This is a genomic window from Streptomyces sp. NPDC058619 (genome assembly GCF_042717785.1).
Taxonomy (GTDB): domain Bacteria; phylum Actinomycetota; class Actinomycetes; order Streptomycetales; family Streptomycetaceae; genus Streptomyces.
The window spans coordinates 23,715-41,204 of sequence record NZ_JBHXQN010000054.1; the positions used below are offsets into that span (position 1 = coordinate 23,715).

The 17,490-nt window shown below is 72.3% G+C and carries 17 protein-coding genes; 11 read left to right on the forward strand and 6 right to left on the reverse strand.

Annotation, left to right across the window (positions count from 1 at the left end; genetic code table 11):
* Window positions 1–351: 351 nt before the first annotated feature.
* From ACFWTC_RS31985 to ACFWTC_RS32000, 4 genes are all read left to right on the forward strand, one after another.
* Window positions 352–639 (forward strand): WhiB family transcriptional regulator, encoded by a 288-nt coding sequence (locus tag ACFWTC_RS31985; protein WP_383929896.1) that lies wholly within the window; start codon window positions 352–354, stop codon window positions 637–639.
* Window positions 640–947: 308 nt separating this feature from the next.
* Window positions 948–1,322: an STAS domain-containing protein gene (locus ACFWTC_RS31990; RefSeq protein ID WP_384029545.1), complete on the forward strand. Its 375-nt coding sequence runs from the start codon at window positions 948–950 to the stop codon at window positions 1,320–1,322.
* A gap of 182 nt (window positions 1,323–1,504) precedes the next feature.
* Window positions 1,505–2,824, forward strand: a complete 1,320-nt coding sequence (locus ACFWTC_RS31995) for an aldehyde dehydrogenase family protein (protein ID WP_384029547.1) — start codon at window positions 1,505–1,507, stop codon at window positions 2,822–2,824.
* 123 nt (window positions 2,825–2,947) lie between these two features.
* Entirely contained in the window at window positions 2,948–3,487 is a 540-nt protein-coding gene (locus ACFWTC_RS32000; protein ID WP_384029549.1) for a DoxX family protein, read from the forward strand.
* A gap of 94 nt (window positions 3,488–3,581) precedes the next feature.
* Here ACFWTC_RS32000 and ACFWTC_RS32005 read toward each other — a convergent pair whose 3' ends face one another.
* A complete protein-coding gene (locus ACFWTC_RS32005; protein WP_384029551.1) occupies window positions 3,582–3,929 on the reverse strand; it encodes a PRC-barrel domain-containing protein in 348 nt (115 codons plus the stop codon).
* Window positions 3,930–4,119: 190 nt separating this feature from the next.
* Window positions 4,120–5,847 (reverse strand): thiamine pyrophosphate-dependent enzyme, encoded by a 1,728-nt coding sequence (locus ACFWTC_RS32010; protein ID WP_383932445.1) that lies wholly within the window; start codon window positions 5,845–5,847, stop codon window positions 4,120–4,122.
* A gap of 360 nt (window positions 5,848–6,207) precedes the next feature.
* Here ACFWTC_RS32010 and ACFWTC_RS32015 point away from each other — a divergent pair, with 360 nt between their 5' ends.
* Window positions 6,208–6,957 (forward strand): DUF2382 domain-containing protein, encoded by a 750-nt coding sequence (locus ACFWTC_RS32015; protein ID WP_383932444.1) that lies wholly within the window; start codon window positions 6,208–6,210, stop codon window positions 6,955–6,957.
* Between the two features lie 154 nt (window positions 6,958–7,111).
* Here ACFWTC_RS32015 and ACFWTC_RS32020 read toward each other — a convergent pair whose 3' ends face one another.
* The 3 genes from ACFWTC_RS32020 to ACFWTC_RS32030 form a co-directional block, all read right to left on the reverse strand.
* Window positions 7,112–8,206 carry a glutamate--cysteine ligase gene (locus ACFWTC_RS32020; RefSeq protein WP_383932442.1) on the reverse strand — a complete coding sequence of 365 codons (1,095 nt, stop codon included), beginning with the start codon at window positions 8,204–8,206 and terminating at the stop codon, window positions 7,112–7,114.
* Window positions 8,207–8,271: 65 nt separating this feature from the next.
* Window positions 8,272–8,943 (reverse strand): HAD family hydrolase, encoded by a 672-nt coding sequence (locus ACFWTC_RS32025; protein WP_383932440.1) that lies wholly within the window; start codon window positions 8,941–8,943, stop codon window positions 8,272–8,274.
* Window positions 8,944–8,956: 13 nt separating this feature from the next.
* Window positions 8,957–9,922: an LLM class F420-dependent oxidoreductase gene (locus tag ACFWTC_RS32030; RefSeq protein ID WP_383932438.1), complete on the reverse strand. Its 966-nt coding sequence runs from the start codon at window positions 9,920–9,922 to the stop codon at window positions 8,957–8,959.
* A gap of 615 nt (window positions 9,923–10,537) precedes the next feature.
* Between ACFWTC_RS32030 and ACFWTC_RS32035 the strand changes: the two genes are divergently transcribed.
* The 6 genes from ACFWTC_RS32035 (at window position 10,538) to ACFWTC_RS32060 (ending at window position 15,876) form a co-directional block, all read left to right on the forward strand.
* Window positions 10,538–11,710, forward strand: coding sequence for an ATP-binding protein (locus ACFWTC_RS32035; RefSeq protein ID WP_383932436.1), 1,173 nt, complete (start codon window positions 10,538–10,540; stop codon window positions 11,708–11,710).
* Window positions 11,707–12,108, forward strand: a complete 402-nt coding sequence (locus ACFWTC_RS32040) for a roadblock/LC7 domain-containing protein (RefSeq protein ID WP_383932434.1) — start codon at window positions 11,707–11,709, stop codon at window positions 12,106–12,108. The genes ACFWTC_RS32035 and ACFWTC_RS32040 overlap by 4 nt, the downstream gene beginning before the upstream one ends.
* Window positions 12,105–12,482 (forward strand): DUF742 domain-containing protein, encoded by a 378-nt coding sequence (locus ACFWTC_RS32045; protein WP_383932432.1) that lies wholly within the window; start codon window positions 12,105–12,107, stop codon window positions 12,480–12,482. Before ACFWTC_RS32040 ends, ACFWTC_RS32045 begins: the two co-directional genes overlap by 4 nt.
* Window positions 12,457–13,050, forward strand: a complete 594-nt coding sequence (locus ACFWTC_RS32050) for an ATP/GTP-binding protein (protein ID WP_351274165.1) — start codon at window positions 12,457–12,459, stop codon at window positions 13,048–13,050. Before ACFWTC_RS32045 ends, ACFWTC_RS32050 begins: the two co-directional genes overlap by 26 nt.
* Window positions 13,051–13,058: 8 nt before the next feature.
* Complete coding sequence (locus ACFWTC_RS32055) at window positions 13,059–14,402, forward strand: cytochrome P450 (RefSeq protein WP_383932430.1); 1,344 nt, start codon at window positions 13,059–13,061, stop codon at window positions 14,400–14,402.
* Between the two features lie 112 nt (window positions 14,403–14,514).
* Window positions 14,515–15,876 carry a tryptophan dimethylallyltransferase family protein gene (locus tag ACFWTC_RS32060; RefSeq protein WP_383932449.1) on the forward strand — a complete coding sequence of 454 codons (1,362 nt, stop codon included), beginning with the start codon at window positions 14,515–14,517 and terminating at the stop codon, window positions 15,874–15,876.
* Window positions 15,877–15,898: 22 nt separating this feature from the next.
* On the opposite strand, the gene ACFWTC_RS32065 is transcribed toward ACFWTC_RS32060, so the two are convergent.
* Window positions 15,899–17,236 (reverse strand): flavin-containing monooxygenase, encoded by a 1,338-nt coding sequence (locus tag ACFWTC_RS32065; RefSeq protein WP_383932428.1) that lies wholly within the window; start codon window positions 17,234–17,236, stop codon window positions 15,899–15,901.
* Between the last annotated feature and the right edge of the window lie 254 nt (window positions 17,237–17,490).

Sequence of the window (17,490 nt, forward strand, 5' to 3'; positions counted from 1 at the left end):
GGATCAGGCAGGCGAGGTACAGGTCCTCCTTGGTGCCGAGGTACTGGTGCAGCAGCGTCTTGGTGACGCCGACGCGCGCGGAACATCACCTCCGGCATCGACGCGCTGCGCACGGTGCTGGCGGTGTGCGAAGGGCTCACGGCCCAGGAGGCCCTCGACCGCATCATGGCCGCGTACACGCCGGAGACTCACGAGGACGACACCTGCCTCGTGGCCGTCCGGCTCGGCCGACCACTTCGCCGGCCTGGTTGTCCGGCTGCCGCGCTCGACCGACGTTTCGAACACGCTTTTGTGGCCAGACGTCTCCCAGAAGCATGCGTTCGATGACCTGGCCGTAGGAGAGCAATGGGGATCGCGAGGGTGTCGCACCTGCCCGGGCGGGCGGAGCACCACTGGATCTGGCAGGCGCAGGCCGCGTGCCGCGGCGTGGGAGCGGACGGCTTCTTCCACCCGGAGGGCGAGGGACGCTCGGACCGCGCGGCGCGCGAGGAGGCGGCCAAGGCGGTGTGCGGGGCCTGCCCCGTCCGCGTGCAATGCCTGGAGCACGCGCTGCGCGTGGCGGAACCGTACGGCGTCTGGGGCGGACTGACGGAGAGGGAACGCCACCTGACCGTCCGCTCCGAACCGGCCGCGGCCTAGTAGCGCTGTGTCAGGTGGTGTCGTCGCGTTCGCCCCTGCCACGCGGCGCCGCGCCTGGCACGCACGCTCGGCGCGTTGCCGGATCGCCCGTGTACATCCGGTACACGGGCGGCACTCCGTCTCGCGAGCGCACGCACCGGACACGGCGTGACCCGCTCCGGCGTACGGAACGACTCTGACTACACCCCCTGGCCGTGACGCGCTCGGCGGCCGAAACGGAGCCGCCCAACCCCGCCCGGGACGGGAAGGCCCTCGGGGTCTGGTCCCGCCCCCGGCCGTCGGGCATGCTCGCCGTCATGGGAGACGACATGAGAGACACGACGGGAGTCGGCGGCCGAGCCGACGTCGGAACCGATGCCGGAGCCGGCCCGCTGGGCTACCAGCACGCGTCGGGAGCGGCCTGGGTGGTCGAGGCGCGCGGAGAGCTGGACCTCGACACGCTCCCGCCGCTGGAGGCGGCCCTCAGCCAGGCCGCGGCGTCCCACCACATCGTGATCCTGGACGCGGCCGGCGTCACCTTCGCGGACTCCACGTGCCTGACGGTGCTGTTGCGCGTGCGCCAGCTCGCCGACCTGCGGATAGCCCGTCCCTCGGCCCCGCTCGCCCGCCTGCTGTCCCTGACCGGTGCGGACCGGGTCGTCACCGTCTACGCCGACCTCGACACCGCAACCGCCCAGACCTGACCCGGAGCCGCACCGGCGGGCGGCCGCGGCCGGCCCACCGGTGCGGTCCCGTCCGCCCACGGGGAATACCCCCGTCGCAATAGTTGCTATATACACAGACCCCTGTGGGCGCATCCCGCAGGGTTCCGCAGAACGAGCGCCGGCACCCCTCCCGGCGCTGCACCACGTCACTGGAGAAACCCATGTCGGAGCACTCGCCGGAACAGCCCGCAGACGTCGTCGCACGGCTGCGCGCCACGTTCGCCACCGACCGCACGAAGCCCTTGGCCTGGCGTACGACCCAGCTCAAGGCCCTGCGGACGCTGCTGACCGAGCGCGGTGACGAGCTGGCGGCCGCCCTCCGCGCCGACCTCGGCAAGAGCCGGAAGGAGGCGTACCGCACCGAGATCGACTTCACCGTGCGGGAGATAGACCACACCCTGGAGCACCTGGACGAGTGGCTCCGGCCGCAGCCGGCCCCGGTACCGGAACGGCTGAGCCCCGCGACCGCCCACACCGTGCTCGACCCGCTCGGCGTGGTCCTCGTCATCGCCCCGTGGAACTACCCCGTCCAGCTGCTGCTCGCCCCGGTCGTCGGCGCGCTCGCCGCCGGCAACTGTGTCGTGGCCAAGCCGAGCGAGCTGGCGCCCGCCACCTCGCGCGCCGTCGCCGACCTCATGCCGCGCTACCTGGACGGCGACGCGGTCGCGGTGGTGGAGGGCGCCGTGCAGGAGACCACCGACCTCCTCGCGCAGCGGTTCGACCACATCTTCTACACCGGCAACGGCCAGGTGGGCCGGATCGTCATGCGGGCCGCCGCCGAGAACCTCACGCCGGTCACCCTCGAACTCGGCGGCAAGTCGCCCGCGTTCGTCGACCGCGGCACGGACCTGGCCGTCGTGGCGGCCCGGTTGGCGTCCACCAAGTTCATGAACGCCGGCCAGACCTGCGTCGCGCCCGACTACGTCCTCACCGACCCCGAGACCGCCGCGCAGCTGGAGAAGGAGCTCGCCTCCGTCCTGCGCGGACTGTACGGCGACGACCCCGCAACCTCCCCGGACTACGGCCGGATCGTCAACGAGCGGCACTTCGACCGCCTGACGGGCCTGCTCGACTCCGGCCGCACGGTCGTCGGCGGCGCCCACGACCGGGCCGGGCGCTACATCGCGCCGACCGTCCTGGCCGGGGTGGCACCCGACTCCCCCGTCATGCGCGAGGAGATCTTCGGCCCGATCCTGCCCGTGGTCGAGGTCGCCGGGCTCGACGAGGCCATCGCCTTCATCCGCGACCGCGACAAGCCCCTGGCGCTGTACGCCTTCACCGAATCCGCCACCACGCGCGAACGCCTGACCCGGGAGACCTCCTCGGGCGGCCTGGCCTTCGGCCTGCCCGTCGCCCACCTCACCGTCTCCGACCTGCCCTTCGGAGGGGTGGGCGAGAGCGGCATGGGCAACTATCACGGCCGCTACTCCCTGGACGCCTTCAGCCACCGCAAGGCCGTGCTGGACAAGCCCCTGGGCTGACGGGCGGAACGGGCTCCCGCCCCCGCGTCGGGACCCCGCGCCCCCGCCGGGACCCCGACGCGGGCCGGCAGATCCGTCGGCCCGCGTCGGGATGGACGGGCCGGAGCAGGGCACGAGCGGGACATGGCTGTCCTTCGAAAGCTCGCCCGCCCCCTGCTGGCCGCCCCGTTCGTCACCGGCGGACTGCGCACCCTGCGCCGTCCCGAGGCGGTGGCGGAGCACGCCCAACCCGTCGTCCGCGCGGTCGGTGACCGCATCCCCGCACTCGCCGGGGATCCGCTGAAGCTGGCGCGCCTGGGCGGCGCCGTCCAGGTCGGTGCGGGCCTGCTGTTCGCGACGGGGCGCGCGCCCCGCGTCGCGGCGCTCGTGCTGGCGGCCACGATGGTGCCGACCGCCCTCGCCGGCCACGCCTTCTGGACGGTGGAGGACCGGGAGGAGCGCGCCCGGCAGCGCGTCCACTTCCTGACGGACCTCTCCGTTCTGGGCGGCCTGCTCATCGCCGCCGCCGACACGCACGGAAAGCCCTCGCTCGCCTACCGCTCCCGCCACGCCCTCGACCACAGGCATCCGGTGCGCGCCGTCCGGCGCCCCGTCGAAGCGGCCGCCGCGGTGACCGCCGCCCGCGCCAAGGCCGTGGCGCGCCCCCTCACCCGCGCGCTCTGAGGCGGTCCCCCCGCCGCCCGCGGCCGGCCGCGGTATGTCGCACGGCCCCGGTTCCCGTACCGCGTACGGGAACCGGGGCCGTGTCGCGTGGAGGTCAGCTCCCGTCGCGGCCGTAGTAGTCGCCGACGCGTCCGCGGTAGCCGGCGTCGCCGCGGTGCTTCTCCTTGTCGTACTCCGGGGCGTTCTTGATCTGCTCCTTGGTGCGGCTGACGTGGACCGTCCGCTCCTCCATGTCCACGCGCCCGACCGTACCGGCGGGCAGCAGGACCTCCTTGCCGAAGATCCACGGACCCGTGTCGACGACGATGTACGCGGAGCCGACGTCCTGGGTGTGCTCGTCGACCGTGCCGATGTGGCCGTCGGCCGCCTCGACCTTGAATCCGATCAGGCTGGCTCCCGCCGTGGAGCGGGAGTCGGGACCGTAGCTCCAGAGTTCTGACATGGCTCCTCGTTTCAGCAATGTCCCCCGCGCCGGGGGACGGACACGGTGTTCTTCTTCCCGTCCCGCGCACCGTCGGCCGCCGGCCCTCCGCCACCTGCGTGGGCCCGCCACCCGGACGGTCCCGCGCCGGCGAGCGCCGCGCCGCGGTCCGCGGAACGCCCTGCCCGCGGGCGCAGCCCCGCGGTCCCGGTCAGCCTTCGCCGCCCGGGAGGACCTCCTTCACCTTGGCGAGGGCGAAGCCCCACCCCTGCGCGACGGTCGGCTTGCCCGGTACGGCCACCTCCTCGGGGTTCGTCAGGACGTCCAGCAGGACCGGCCCCGGGGTGTCGAACGCCCGGCGCACGCTGTCGTGGAGGTCCGCCGGGTCGGTGACGCGGATCCCCGTGATCCCGAGCGCGGTGGCCACCGCGGCGAAGTCGGGGTTGTCGAGCTCCGTACCGAATTCGGGCAGACCGGCCTGCTCCTGTTCGAGCTTGACCATGCCCAGCCGGCGGTTGTCGAAGACGACGAGCTTGACCGGCAGCCGGTACGTCTTGATCGTCATGAGGTCGCCGAGCAGCATGCTGAGCCCGCCGTCACCGCAGAAGGCGACGACCTGGCGGCCGGGCGCCCACAGCTGGGCACCGAGGGCCTGGGGCATCGCATTGGCCATCGAGCCGAGGTTGTACGAGCCGATCAGGCGCCGGCTGCCGCGCATGGTGACGAAGCGGGAGAGCCATACGGTGGCCATGCCGGTGTCGGAGGTGAAGACGGCGTCCTCGTCCGCGTAGGCGTCGACGGCGGCGGCCAGGGCCTCGGGGCGGATCTCGTGGTCGCGGTTGTCCAGCGCGGCCCGCAGCCTCCCGGTCCAGCGGTGCTCGTGCCCCGGATCGGCCAGCCGCTGCTGACCCTCCTGCCAGTGCGCGAACCGTTCCCGGGCGTCGTCCAGGTGCGCCCGGTCCGGGACCGCCTTCAGCAGCGGGAGCAGCGCCCGCAGCGTGGCGCCCACGTCACCGGCCAGACCCACGTCCACGGGGACCCGGCGCCCCAGGTGCTCCTCGCGGGTGTCGATCTGGACCACCTTGCAGTCCTTCGGGTACCAGTCCCGGTAGGGGAAGTCGGTGCCCAGCATGAGGAGGGCGTCGCCGTGGTCGAGGGCGTGGCCGGCGGCGGGGTTGCCGATGAGACCGGTCTGACCGACCTGGAACGCGTTGTCGTCCTCGAACCCCTCCTTGGCCTTCAGGGTGAGCACCATGGGAGCGGCGAGCAGTTCGGCGGTGCGCAGGACCTCGGTCCGGGCGTCGCGTGCTCCGCGCCCGACGAGCAGGGTGACGCGGGAGGCGGCGTTCAGGAGTTCGGCGGCCTCGGCGAGCGCCGGGTCGTCGGGGCGGGTGACGGCGCGGTCGAGGGCGATGCGGGCGGGACGGTCCTCGCCCGTTGCCAGGTCGCCGATGTCGCCGGGGACGGTCAGGACGGCCACCCCGCCCTGGCTGACGGCCGCGCGTACGGCGGACTCCAGCATCCGCGGCATCTGCTCCGGGGAGGTGACGGTGGCGCGGTAGACGGCCACGTCGCGGAAGAGCAGGTCGTTGTCGACCTCCTGGAAGTAGTCGCTGCCCATCTCGGCGAGGGGGACCTGGCCGCAGATCGCCAGGACCGGGGTGCGGCTCTTGGCGGCGTCGTAGAGCCCGTTCAGGAGGTGTACCGAGCCGGGACCCACCGTGCCCGCGCACACCCCTATCGTTCCGGAGAGCTGCGACTGCGCCCCGGCGGCGAAGGCCGCGGCCTCTTCGTGCCGGCAGCCGACCCAGCTCAGGCCGTCCGTGGTGCGGATCGCGTCGGTCAGAGGATTCAGGGCGTCCCCGACGACTCCGAAGACGTGCTGGACGCCCAGGTCCTTGAGTGCGTCGACGATCACGTGGGCGACGGTGCGTGCCACAGGGGTGCCTTTCGGTCTGGTGCGGCCCGCCCGGCGCGGGTGCCGGACGCGGCGGACGTGCGGGGCGGGTGTGCGGGGGCGGTCCGGGTACGGCTGCCTGCCCGTCGGGTGCCCCGTCACCGGGCACTGATGCGGGCGGCGGCCGGGACGGTCACCCGTTCGGCGCATGCGGTCGCCTTGGGTGACAGCGCGCATACACACCGGCGCCACGGCGTCTGCGGCGGTCCGACGCGCCGGCGGACCGCTCCGGCGGGTTGCGGAGACCCGGCGCAGGGTGCGGGCTATGAGGAGGGCACGGGGTGAGCGCGGGACACCGAGGTCGCCGCGGATCGCGTGCCGTACGCACTGGAGGATTCACCGATGAGCGCTGGAAACGGTTTCCTGAGCACCGAGCAGCTGATCAATCTGACGGCCTACGACACGGACGGGGAGAAGATCGGCAGCATCGGTCAGGTCTATCGCGACGACGCGACGGGCCGACCGGAGTGGGTCACCGTCAAGACCGGCTGGTTCGGCATGAAGGAGTCGTTCGTGCCCCTCGCGGGCGCCCGCAGTGACGGCGAGGCCCTGCGCGTCCCGCACGCCAAGGACGTCGTCAAGGACGCCCCGCGCGTCGACGCCGACCAGCACCTGGACGCCGAGGAGGAGGCCCGGCTCTACCGGCACTACGGCCTGGCCGGCTCGAACGGCAACGGCAACGGGCAGAGCAAGGGCAGGGGCAAGGGCAAGGGCCACCGTACGGCCGTGGACGCCCCCGGCATCGCGACCGGTACGTACGTCGACGACCGCGGCGACGGGCGCCGCGGGGACGAGCTGATCCGCTCCGAGGAGCGGCTGCGCGTGGGCACGACCAACGAGGAGGTCGGGCGGGCCCGCCTCAGGAAGGTGGTCGTCACCGAGAACGTCACCACCACCGTCCCCGTCAGCCACGAGGAGGTCCGCGTCGTACGCGAACCCGTCCGCGAGGGCAAGCGCGTACGGGGCGACATCGGTGGCGCTGAGAAGGAAGCCACCCTGCACGCCGAGCGCGCCGTGACCCGCAAGGAGCAGATCCGCTTCGAGGACGACCAGAACCGTACGGGCGAGAGCCGCAAGAGCCCGCGCCGCTGAGCCGACGCGGAACCCGCGCCGCTGATCCTGAGCGGTAGCAGGCGGACGCGGAACGGACCCGAACTCGTCGAGTTCGGGCCCGTTCACGCGCACGGGGTCAGGCGGGACGAACAGAGGGCGACGGAGATCTCCCGCACCCGTCCCCTGACGCGCCTCAGTCGGGCGCGGTCGCGCCGGTGATCAGGCCGACGAGCCCGGGCAGTCCGCCCTCGGTCAGGGCGCGGCGCTGGCGGTCGGCGGGCGTGCCCTCCCGCAGGAGCCGGTGGACGAGTGCGCTCACCTGCCGCAGGTCACCGGCCTCCTCCAGGGCGGGAGTGATGTGGCGCAGGAGCGAGCACAGCACGTCACCGCTACTGTGCCGGCGGCCGTGCGGATCGAGCAGGGTGCCGTTCAGGCCGTGCCGGGCCGCGTGCCAGTTCCCGGCCTGCACCAGCTCCGGCGCGCACACCTCCAGCGGGGTGCCCGCCTTCTCCTCGGCGATCGCCGTGGCGACGAGCGCGCGGACGATCCCGGCGAGCATGACGGCGTCGTCGGCCCTGATCTGGACGTCCGGACAGCGCACCTCGACGGTGGGGTAGCGGTCGGAGAGCCGGGCCTGCCAGTACACCTGTCCCCGGTCGGCGATCACCCCGGACGCGACCAGCGCCTGCAGCCGCCGCTCGTAGTCGGCGTGCCCGTCGAAGTGGGGCGGCGGTCCGCTGACGGGCCAGCGGCCGAAGACGATGGTCCGCCAGCTCGCGAAGCCGGTGTCCCGGCCCTCCCACACGGGCGAGTTCGCCGACATGGCCAGCAGGGTCGGGAGCCATCCCCGGATCCGGTTCAGGACCGCTACGCCCGTCTCCGCGTCGGGCACCGCCACGTGGACGTGCATGCCGCTGATCAGGTGCTCGTCGACCAGTTGCCGGGCCTCCCCCTCCATCCGCAGGTAGCGCGGCGTCCGCGTCACCGGTACGGGGCCGGCCCCCCGCAGCGGGGCGGCGCCCGTGGCGGCGATCCGGCAGCCGTTCGCCTCGGCGGCCGAGGCCACCGCGTGGCGCAGGCGCAGCAGGTGGCCCCCCACCTCCTCCAGGGTGGAGCAGACGGGGGTGGCCACCTCGACCTGCGCCTGCAGCAGTTCGTCCTGCACCTCGGCACGGTCCGCGAGGGGGCCGAGGCCCGCCGTGCGGCGGACGTCTTCCACGAGGGGCGCGGGCAGCCCGTCTGCCGGATCCACCAGCACGTACTCTTCTTCGACGCCAACCGTGATCACGTTCTGCGGCTACCCGGATGCGTCATGATCACCCTCGGCCGTACGGCCCGCCCGCACCGGCCGGGTCAGGCCGCCGACACCCGCGAGAAGGGGCTGCCGCCGAGGCCGGCCAGGAGGTCGGCCGGGTCGCGGTAGACGGCGGTCGCCCCCGCCTCCTCCAGGTCGGCGCGGGGGATCCCGCCACACAGCAGGGCGACGGGGGTCACGCCGGCCCGGGCGGCGGCCTGCATGTCCCAGACGGAGTCGCCGACGAACACCGCGCGCCCGGCCGGCACCCCAGCCCGTTCGAGGGCTTGCAGCACGGGGTCGGGCGCGGGTTTGCCCCGCTCGACGTCGTCGGAGGTCGCGGTGCCGCTGAGGGCGTCGTCCGCGCCGATCGCCCGGCGAAGGGCCTCCAGTTCCCGGTCCTTGGCGGAGGTGACGAGCAGGACCTTCCACCCGGTCTCCGCGAGTTCGCGCAGGACGTCGGCGGCGGAGTCGTAGGCGGAGAGCCGGTCGAAGTAGGTGGCGTAGAGGGTGTCGTGGGCGGCGCTGACGCGGTCGTCGCCGGAGCGGTCGCGGTCCTCGCCCAGGAGGTGGTCGAGGAGGTCCTCGCCGGGGAGGCCGATCGCCCGGTGGACGGCGTGCATGGGCACCCGGTGTCCCGCCTGTCGCAGGGCTTCCCACCAGGAGGTGACGTGGAGGTGGTTGGTGTCCGTGAGGGTTCCGTCGACGTCGAAGAGTGCGGCGCGGTTCATGGGGGCGGCCACCTCACAGGTTCCGAAGGGCGGGCAGCAGCTTGGCCTCGGCCCATTCGAGGAAGGGCTCCTGGTGGTCGCCGCCGATCTGGACGAGGGCGACCTCGGTGAAGCCCGCCTCCGCGTAGGGGCGTACGGCGTCGACGAAGGCGTCCACGTCGTCGCCGCACGGGACGGCGTCGGAGACGTCCTGCGGGCGGGTGTGCTGCGCGGCCTGGTCGAATGCGGCCGGGCCCGGGAGTTCGGCGTTGACCTTCCAGCCGCCGAGCGCCCAGCGGAACTGGTCGTGGGCGCGGGCCACCGCGGCGTCGCGGTCGGGGTCGTAGCAGACGGGGAGCTGGCCGACGCGCGGTTTGCCCGCGCCGCCGTGCGCGTCGAACAGCCGCAGCAGCTCCGGCTTCGGCTCGGTGGCGATCACGAGGTCGCCGTACCGGCCCGCGACCTCGCAGGAACGGGGGCCGGACACGGCGATCCCGATCGGGGGCGGCTCGTCGGGGAGGTCCCACAGCTTGGCGTTCTCGACGTCGAAGTGCGCTCCGTGATGGCTCACGTACTCTCCGGTGAACATCCGCCGGATGATGTCGGCTGCTTCCTCCAGCATCTCCAGGCGTACGTGGGCCGCGGGCCACCCGGAGCCGACGACGTGCTCGTTCAGCCGCTCCCCCGAGCCGAGTCCCAGCCGGAACCTGCCCTTGGAGAGGATCTGCATCGTGGCCGCCTTCTGCGCGACGACCGCGGGGTGGTAGCGGAAGGTCGGGCAGGTCACGTACGTCATGAGCGGGATCCGGGACGTGGCCTGGGCGGCCGCGCCGAGCACGCTCCAGGCGTACGGCGCGTGTCCCTGCGAGTCCAGCCAGGGGAACGAGTGGTCGGAGATCACGGAGAAGTCGAACCCCGCCCGCTCCGCGCCCACCACATGGGAGACCAGCTCGCGCGGGCCGGCCTGCTCGGTCATCATCGTGTACCCGATTCGCACCATGTGGAGCGCCTAGCCGCCATCGGGCCCCGCGAAACCTTCCGGGAGCAGGAGCCCTCGGACGGCGCAGCGCCCTCGCCGGTCCGGCAGCGCCGCGTCGGATGCGCGGGCCGCTCGGGTATCCGCCTCCCTATGCGGGAGCAATTCCAAGCCATCCGGTGAATGCCCGTGAACCCATTGCGCCGCGGGGACCGCCCGGCGGTTCCGCACACCGTTACCCGGGTCGTCCCACGACCCGGACAAGAGCGCCCGAATGGAGGGCGACGTTCAGGCGTCCTGCCTGCCACGGCCGGACCCCGAAAGCCGCGGACCACCCTTTCCGGACACCCCGGCGCGGCGTGCGCCCGCCGGATCCCGAGGGTTCCCCGTACGCCACCAGGGGTCGGCGGAGCCACCGGAGAACGGGCCAATACCCACCAGGAGGGCCCTCATTGACGGTCAATCACCTCAACAGGCCCGGTGATACGATCATCGCACTTGCGGAGCGGCGGATGGACTTTCGACGACATCTCCGACCACGGCGACCATCCGGACGGTGTCCCCGGTACGGATGGTCCGCCGGTCCACCCGCATTGACGGAATGCAGCAACTGGCCGTCAGTCGCCTGAAGAGAGTCTTATGACGTCTTACATACAGAACCCAGTAATCTGGGCGCTTCTCGTCGCCGTCATCGGCGCGGTCTCCGTCATTGTTCGCCAGCGCAGGGCAGCGCGGGCTTTTAGGCGTGAGATCGAAGAGATGAAAGCCCACTACACCCAGCTGGAGAACAGCTTCTCGAAATCCGTCGAGTCCGAGAAGGAGCAGGCGCAGGACGCGACGAAATCGGTCCTCAAGTCCGCGATGCGGACGCTCCAGGGTCTCGCCGCGGAGCAGCAGTCGGTCATCTCCGGTCTGCAGACCAAGTACGGCGAGTCCGTCATCCTCCAGGACCTTCTGGAGATCGACCACACGAACTCGCAGTTCGGGCGGCGTGCCCAGTCCATCGCCGTCCTGTGTGACGGCTGGCTCGGGCGGCAGCGCGAGGTCGCCTCGGTCTACGACGTCGTCCGCAGCGCGCAGGGCCGGATCCGCCACTTCCGGCGGGTGGAGATCCTCTCGCAGGTCGACTTCGGAATCACCAACCGGGCCGTTGAACCCGTGGCGCTGGCTCTCGCCGAGCTGCTCGACAACGCCACCAGCTATTCCAGCCCGGACACCGTGGTCGAAATCAACATCCGTACCGTGCCCAAGGGCATCTGCATCGTCGTCGACGACGCCGGTGTCAGCATGAACGACGAGGAGCGGGCCAAGGCCGAAAAGCTCCTGTCGAGCGAGCGGGTATCGGGCGTTTCCGGACTGGGCAGTCCCCCGCAGTTCGGCTTCGCGGTGATCGGCGTGCTCTGCGAGCGCTTCGGCTTCGAGGTGTCCGTGGACTCCAACTCACCCTACGGAGGGGTTCGTGCCGTCCTCCTGCTGCCGCACGAACTGCTCACCGCCATGCCGGTGAAGAAGGCCCCGGCCCCGGCGCCGGCGGCCCCCGCCTCCGCGGCGGAGCCGGCCGGCCCCCAGTCCGCGCTGACGACGTCCTCGACCGTCGACGGCCTGCCGCGGCGCAGCCGCAAGCGGCCGATGGCGATCGTGCCCGGCAGCGCATCGGCCACGCCGTCGGCGAACCGCTCCGACGCGGAAGCCGCGGCGATCATGGGCGCCTTCCAACGGGGTACGGAGATCGGACGGGCCACCCGCCCGGACTCGGCGAACCCGTCGAGCAGCACACGTGATGCGAGCAGCGAAGGACATGAGGTCTCGTGAACAACGATCTGTCATGGATGCTGGACAGCGCCCTGGAGATACCCGGGGCGCTGCACGCGGTCCTGGTCTCCGCCGATGGTCTGCTGATGGCCCGGACGAAGGACTTCCACAAGGACAACGCCGACACGGTGGCCGCCGCGATGAGCGGTGTGCAGTCGCTCAGCCGCTCGCTCGGGTTCTTCATCGAGAGCGGCCAGCTGCAGTGGCGGCAGACGCTCGTCGAGTTCGACGGCGGCTGGGTCTTCCTGATATCCGCCGGGGAGGGCGCATATCTCGGAGTCTCGGCCTCGCCCGACGTCGACATGCAGGACATCACGTTCCGGATGCAGCAGCTCGTCGGGCAGTTGGGCAAGGCGCTGACGACGCCGCCGCGCGAGAACCTCGGCGTCCGCTCATGAACGGCTTCGACGAGCTGGAGCCCGAGACCGCGGAATTAGTGCGTCCGTACGTCATCACCAAGGGCCGCGGGCTGCCCGACGAGGAGAAGCTGTCCCTCATCACCCTCGTGACGGCGGCGGGCGACCAGCTCCAGCGTCCGACCCAGCTGTCCCCTGAGGAACAGGGCCTGCTGGACCTGTGCACCGCCGGCTTCCTCTCGGTCGCCGAGATCGCGGGGCACACCCGGCTGCCCATGGGCGTGGTGAAGATCCTGCTGTCCGCCCTGACGGAGGGCGGCTACCTCATCACCCGTCCTCCCGTGCAGCGCGCCCCGCTCACGGACCGACGCATTCTCGAGGAGGTACTGAATGGGCTCCGCACCAAGTTTGGCTGAGCAGGCGTACGTGCGCGGCGGAGCGACACAGACCGCCGTGAAGATCCTCGTCGTCGGTCACTTCGCCGTCGGCAAGACCACCCTCATCGGGGCGATATCGGAGATCCCTCCGCTGTCCACCGAGGAGACGATGACGCGCGCCGGCGAGTCGTTCGACGACCTCAAGGGCGTCCGGAGCAAGACCACCACCACGGTGGCCATGGACTTCGGACGCCTGACCATCAGCGACCGCGTGGTCCTCTACCTGTTCGGAACGCCCGGCCAGCTGCGGTTCGTTCAGATGTGGGAGGACATGGCGCGCGGCGCGCTCGGTGCGCTGGTGCTGGTGGATCCGGAGCGGCTGGCGGACTCGTTCGCCGTGATCGACCTGATCGAGCAGTACGGCCTGGACTACGCGATCGCCGTCAACCGCTTCGACGGCACTCCGATCCGCGAGGAGCGGGCGCTGCGCGAGGCCCTGGACCTGCTCGACGACACCCCGGTCGTCACCTGCGACGCGCGCGACCCGAAGTCGTCCGCCGACGCGCTGATCACCCTTGTCCGCTATTTGCTGGACCGCTCTCGCTAGGAACAGACATGGACGCTCAACACACCGCCCCCGTGCCCCCGCCCGGGTGCCCGGCCCACAACAGCGGCGGCCGGGTGCCGCTGCACGGACCGGGGTTCGCGGCCGATCCGCAGGCGTACTACGCCTACATGCGCCACTACGGTCCGACCGCGCCCGTGGAGCTGGCCCCGGGGGTGGAGGCCACCCTCGTGACCGACTACTCGACGGCGCTGCAACTCCTTCAGGATTCCAGCTCGTTCCGCAAGGACGCGCGCCGGTGGCGGGACCTGGCCGAGGGCCGGATCAGCCCGGACAACCCGGCCGTGCCCGTACTGGCGTACCGGCCCAACTGCATGTTCAGCGACGGCCCCGAGCACCTGCGGCTGCGGCAGGCGGTCACGGACAGCATGGCCCGGGTCGACTCGCGCAGGCTCAGCCAGAGCACCGCGCAGGTCTCCAACTACCTGATCGCGCAGTTCGGTCCGCGCGGATCGGCCGACCTCCTCGCCGACTACGCCAAGCAGCTGCCGCTGTTCGTGTTCAACGAGCTGTTCGGCTGCCCCGCCGACATCGGCGACCGCGTGCTGTTCGGCATCACCGGCATGTTCGACGGAGTCAACGCGGAGCGGGCGTTCGAGGTGCTGTTCGGGGCCGTCGGGGAGCTGGTGGCCCTCAAGCGCGCCAAGCCGGGCGAGGACGTCACCTCGTGGCTGATGCAGCACGAGGCGAAGCTGACCGACGAGGAGATGGTCCACCAGCTCGCCCTGCTCCTGGTGGCGGGCAACGAACCGCTGCGCAACCTCATCGGCAACACCCTGCACCGGCTGCTGACCCACGACGCGTACGCCCACAAGGGCGGTCTGATCGACGAGGCGATCGACGACACGCTGTGGGAGAACCCGCCGATGCAGAACCTCGCGGCGCACTATCCGGCAGCCGACATGGAGTTCGCCGGGCAGAAGCTGCGGGCCGGAGACCTCGTCCTGGTCAGCTTCGCGGCGGCCAACACCGGGCCGGCGCTGACGGCAGCGCGCCAGGCCGGCAGCAACCGCGCCCACTTGGCGTGGAGCGCGGGCCCGCACGCCTGCCCGTCGAAGGAGCCCGCCCGGCAGATCACGGTGACCGCCGTGGAGAATCTGCTCAACCGGCTCCCCGACGTCGAACTCGCCGTACCGGAGGACAGCCTCGTCTGGCGTCCCGGCCCCTTCAACCGCGGACTGGCCACACTGCCCGCCCGCTTCACCCAGGTCGCCGCGGCGCGCGGGGCCGCTCCCGCAGCCCGAGCGGAGGCGCCCGAGCGCACGAGTCAGGGTGGCGGGAGGCGCGAACGGTCCGGTATGTGGAGCCAGTTCCTCACCTGGATCACGAAGTGATCCAGGCAACTCCCGTTAACTTTCCCACCACAGCATGAACGTTTCGCCTCAAGGGTAGTGAGCACCGGTTGTTCCATCCTGCTCATGAGGCGAAGGAGGTGTCGTGGACCAGATGTCCGACGACGCCACGGTCATGCACCACCCCACCGAACGCGGCCCCTCCGATACCCGCCCCTCCAGGCGGGTACCTTCTCGGGCGCTCCGGACCGTGCCGGGAGGGCCGGCGGCGGCGGGCTTCCGGCCCGTCGCCCCGAAACCCCCCGACGGGGAGACACTCGGCGGCCATACGGCGAGACAGGTGCTGCGGCTGTGCGAGGCCGCGGGGTTGAACGGGGCCGACTCCGCGGGCTACGCACGGACGCTGCTCTCGGTGCTGGGCCCCGTCGGCGAGCGGCCGCTCGACCTGCCGCCCCCCGAGCGCTCCTTCCTCTCCGACGACCACACGCCGGTGGAGTTCTCGCTCTCCTTCACCGCTGACGCGGAGCCGACCCTGCGGGTGCTGCTGGAGCCGGGGTACGGCGCCGACAGCCTGGTGCAGAACGGGCGCACCGGACTGCGGGTCGTGCGCGACCTGGCCCGCCGGTGGGGGTTCGACACCACACGGCTGGACGAGCTGGAGGACCTGTTCTTCCCGCCGGACCCCGAGGGGCCGCTGGCGCTGTGGTGTGCACTGGAGCTGCTTCCCGGCGGCGTCCCCAAGGTCAAGGTGTACCTGAACCCCGCCGCGTCCGGCCGGGAGCGTGCCGCCGCAACGGTGCGGGAGGCCCTGCACCGGCTCGGCCACCGGCAGGCGTTCGCGTCGCTGCCCGAGGGCGACCGCCACCTGTTCTTCGCCCTGGACCTGGGCGAGTGGGAGGAGCCCCGGGTGAAGGTGTACCTCGCGCACCACGACCTGTCGGCGCCGGAGGCGGCCGGCCTGTCCCGCGTGCCCGGCCCGTCCCGCGCGGCCGACCCGTCCCGCGCGGCCGACGGCCCGGACCGGACGACCGGGTCCGGCGCGGTGGCGGAGTCCGCGGCTCCGGCCGACCCGGCGGCCGAGGTCCGCAGGTTCTTCGGCATGGCGGCCGGGCACGACACCGACGCCGGGGCCTTCGCGGCGGGGGACGGGCCGGACCCGCGGCTCGGCCGCCGACCCGTCCAGTCCTGCCACGCCTTCACCGAGACGGGGACCGGCCGGCCCAGCGGCTTCACCCTCTACGTCCCGGTCCGCGACTACGCCCCGCACGACGGCGAGGCACTCGACCGCGCGGTGGCCGTGCTCGGCCGGCACGGCATGGACCCCGCCCCGCTGGTGCGTTCGCTGGCCGCCGTGACCTCCCGGCGGCTGCACGAGGGCGTCGGGCTCATCGCCTACCTGGGGCTCGCCCACCAGCAGGGGCGGCCGGCGCGGGTGACCGCGTACATCTCCTCGGAGGCGTACCGGGTGAAGCCCCCCGTCACCGCGCCGCCCGTGCGGATCGGAACCGTCGGCTGAGGCTCCCGGGTCGGGGCCGCGGCTACGCGTCCTGGAGCTCCCGGAGCTCCCGCAGGTACGGCCCGACGTCGACCTGGATGGAGGCTCCCTCGGTCCGCCCGTAGCGCTCCTCGATGCGGCTCAGGTACGCGCGGATCTCCTCGCGCATGACGTCCGCCGACGGGAGCGCCACGTCGCCGTCGACGATCCGGGCCACCCACCGGGACTGGGCTTCCACGAGGCGCGTGATCGATCCCACGGGGCGGATCAGGCCGACGAAGTAGAGGCCGGTCCGGTCGGGTGCGACCACGCGCCGGTAGAGCTCGACCGCCCCCTGCCGCGGGCCCGCCGGACACCCGGCGGGCAGGAAGGGAAAGGCCATGCGGAATCCGGTGCAGTAGATGATCGCGTCCGCCTCGGCCGTGGTTCCGTCGGTGAAGCGCACGAGGCCGCCGTCCAGCGAGTCGATCGCGGGGCGCGGGACCACCCCGCCGTGCCGTATCCGGCTGAGGATCTCGTCCGAGATGGTCACGGCCGAGGAGAAGACGGGGTGGTCGGGCTCGGGCAGGCCGTAGTCGGACAGCCTGCCCCGTGCCACGCGCAGGGCCTGCTCGACGAAGCGGCGCTGCTCGGCGAAGGACATCTCGTTCCACCACGGCGCGTCCGCTATCAGGTCCACGGACATGCCGAAGAGCTGCTTGGGCACGACGTGCAGCCCCCGGCGGACGGACAGGAGGGTCTGCGCGGCGTGCCGGGACAGGTCGGCGGCGATGTCCACCCCCGACGCCCCCATCCCGACGACGACGACCCGCTGCCCGGCGAAGTCGCCGCCGTCGTGGAAGTCCATCGAGTGGAGGATCCGCCCGGTGAAGGAATCGGCGCCCGGCGGCAGCGAACTCGGGAGCGCCGCCTCGGTGTTGTGGCCCGAGGCGACGACCACCCGCTCGAAGCGCCGCTCGGTCTCCGTCCCCCGCGCGTCCCGGCTGGTGACTGTCCACGCGCCGTCGCCGTCCTGCCGCACGGAGAGCACCTCGGTGCGCAGTTCGATGCGGGGCAGCAGCCCGGCCCATTCGGCGAAGGACCGCAGGTAGGCGGCGACATCGCTGTGGCGGGGGTAGAGGGGCAGCTCGGCGGGCATCGGGAAGTCGGCGTACCCGGTGAGCTGTTTGGCGCTGTTCAGGTGCAACGAGCGATAGGCGGGGCCCCGTTCCCCCGCGCCGGGCTGGCGCCAGATCCCTCCGACGTCCGGCGCCTTCTCCAGGCAGACGAAGTCGATCCCCCTGGCCGACAGGGCGTGTGCGGTCGCCAGTCCCGCCAGTCCCGCACCGATGACGCACACGGTCGCCGCCGTGCGCACGGCGCCGGCACGTGACCCGTTCAAGGATCCCTCCACAGAACACCCTCCGTCGTCACCACGGGCGTCGACTTCCCGCGTACGGGTGCCCGGACGCCTCACCCTACCCACCGCCCCCACGGGCGAAGGCTCCGAGGCCACCGGCCAACAGGGTCGCGGGCCGGGCCACTTCACGACGAGGTGCCCGCCCCCTCCCTGTGGGTGGTGGTGGGGGTGGCAGGGGGGTTCGGACAAGGGTTTTCCCCGTATCGGGTTCACCTCCGCGTTGCCTACTGTCTGCC

What these genes read in the sequence shown, in the direction of transcription:
- ACFWTC_RS32060 (WP_383932449.1), top strand. Translation starts at nt 14,515, where the DNA reads ATGTCCGACGACGCCACGGTCATGCACCACCCCACCGAACGCGGCCCC.
- ACFWTC_RS32005 (WP_384029551.1), bottom strand. Translation starts at nt 3,929, where the DNA reads ATGTCAGAACTCTGGAGCTACGGTCCCGACTCCCGCTCCACGGCGGGA.
- ACFWTC_RS32055 (WP_383932430.1), top strand. Translation starts at nt 13,059, where the DNA reads ATGGACGCTCAACACACCGCCCCCGTGCCCCCGCCCGGGTGCCCGGCC.
- ACFWTC_RS32015 (WP_383932444.1), top strand. Translation starts at nt 6,208, where the DNA reads ATGAGCGCTGGAAACGGTTTCCTGAGCACCGAGCAGCTGATCAATCTG.
- ACFWTC_RS32025 (WP_383932440.1), bottom strand. Translation starts at nt 8,943, where the DNA reads ATGAACCGCGCCGCACTCTTCGACGTCGACGGAACCCTCACGGACACC.
- ACFWTC_RS32050 (WP_351274165.1), top strand. Translation starts at nt 12,457, where the DNA reads ATGGGCTCCGCACCAAGTTTGGCTGAGCAGGCGTACGTGCGCGGCGGA.
- ACFWTC_RS31990 (WP_384029545.1), top strand. Translation starts at nt 948, where the DNA reads ATGAGAGACACGACGGGAGTCGGCGGCCGAGCCGACGTCGGAACCGAT.
- ACFWTC_RS32030 (WP_383932438.1), bottom strand. Translation starts at nt 9,922, where the DNA reads ATGGTGCGAATCGGGTACACGATGATGACCGAGCAGGCCGGCCCGCGC.
- ACFWTC_RS32000 (WP_384029549.1), top strand. Translation starts at nt 2,948, where the DNA reads ATGGCTGTCCTTCGAAAGCTCGCCCGCCCCCTGCTGGCCGCCCCGTTC.
- ACFWTC_RS32045 (WP_383932432.1), top strand. Translation starts at nt 12,105, where the DNA reads ATGAACGGCTTCGACGAGCTGGAGCCCGAGACCGCGGAATTAGTGCGT.
- ACFWTC_RS31995 (WP_384029547.1), top strand. Translation starts at nt 1,505, where the DNA reads ATGTCGGAGCACTCGCCGGAACAGCCCGCAGACGTCGTCGCACGGCTG.
- ACFWTC_RS32035 (WP_383932436.1), top strand. Translation starts at nt 10,538, where the DNA reads ATGACGTCTTACATACAGAACCCAGTAATCTGGGCGCTTCTCGTCGCC.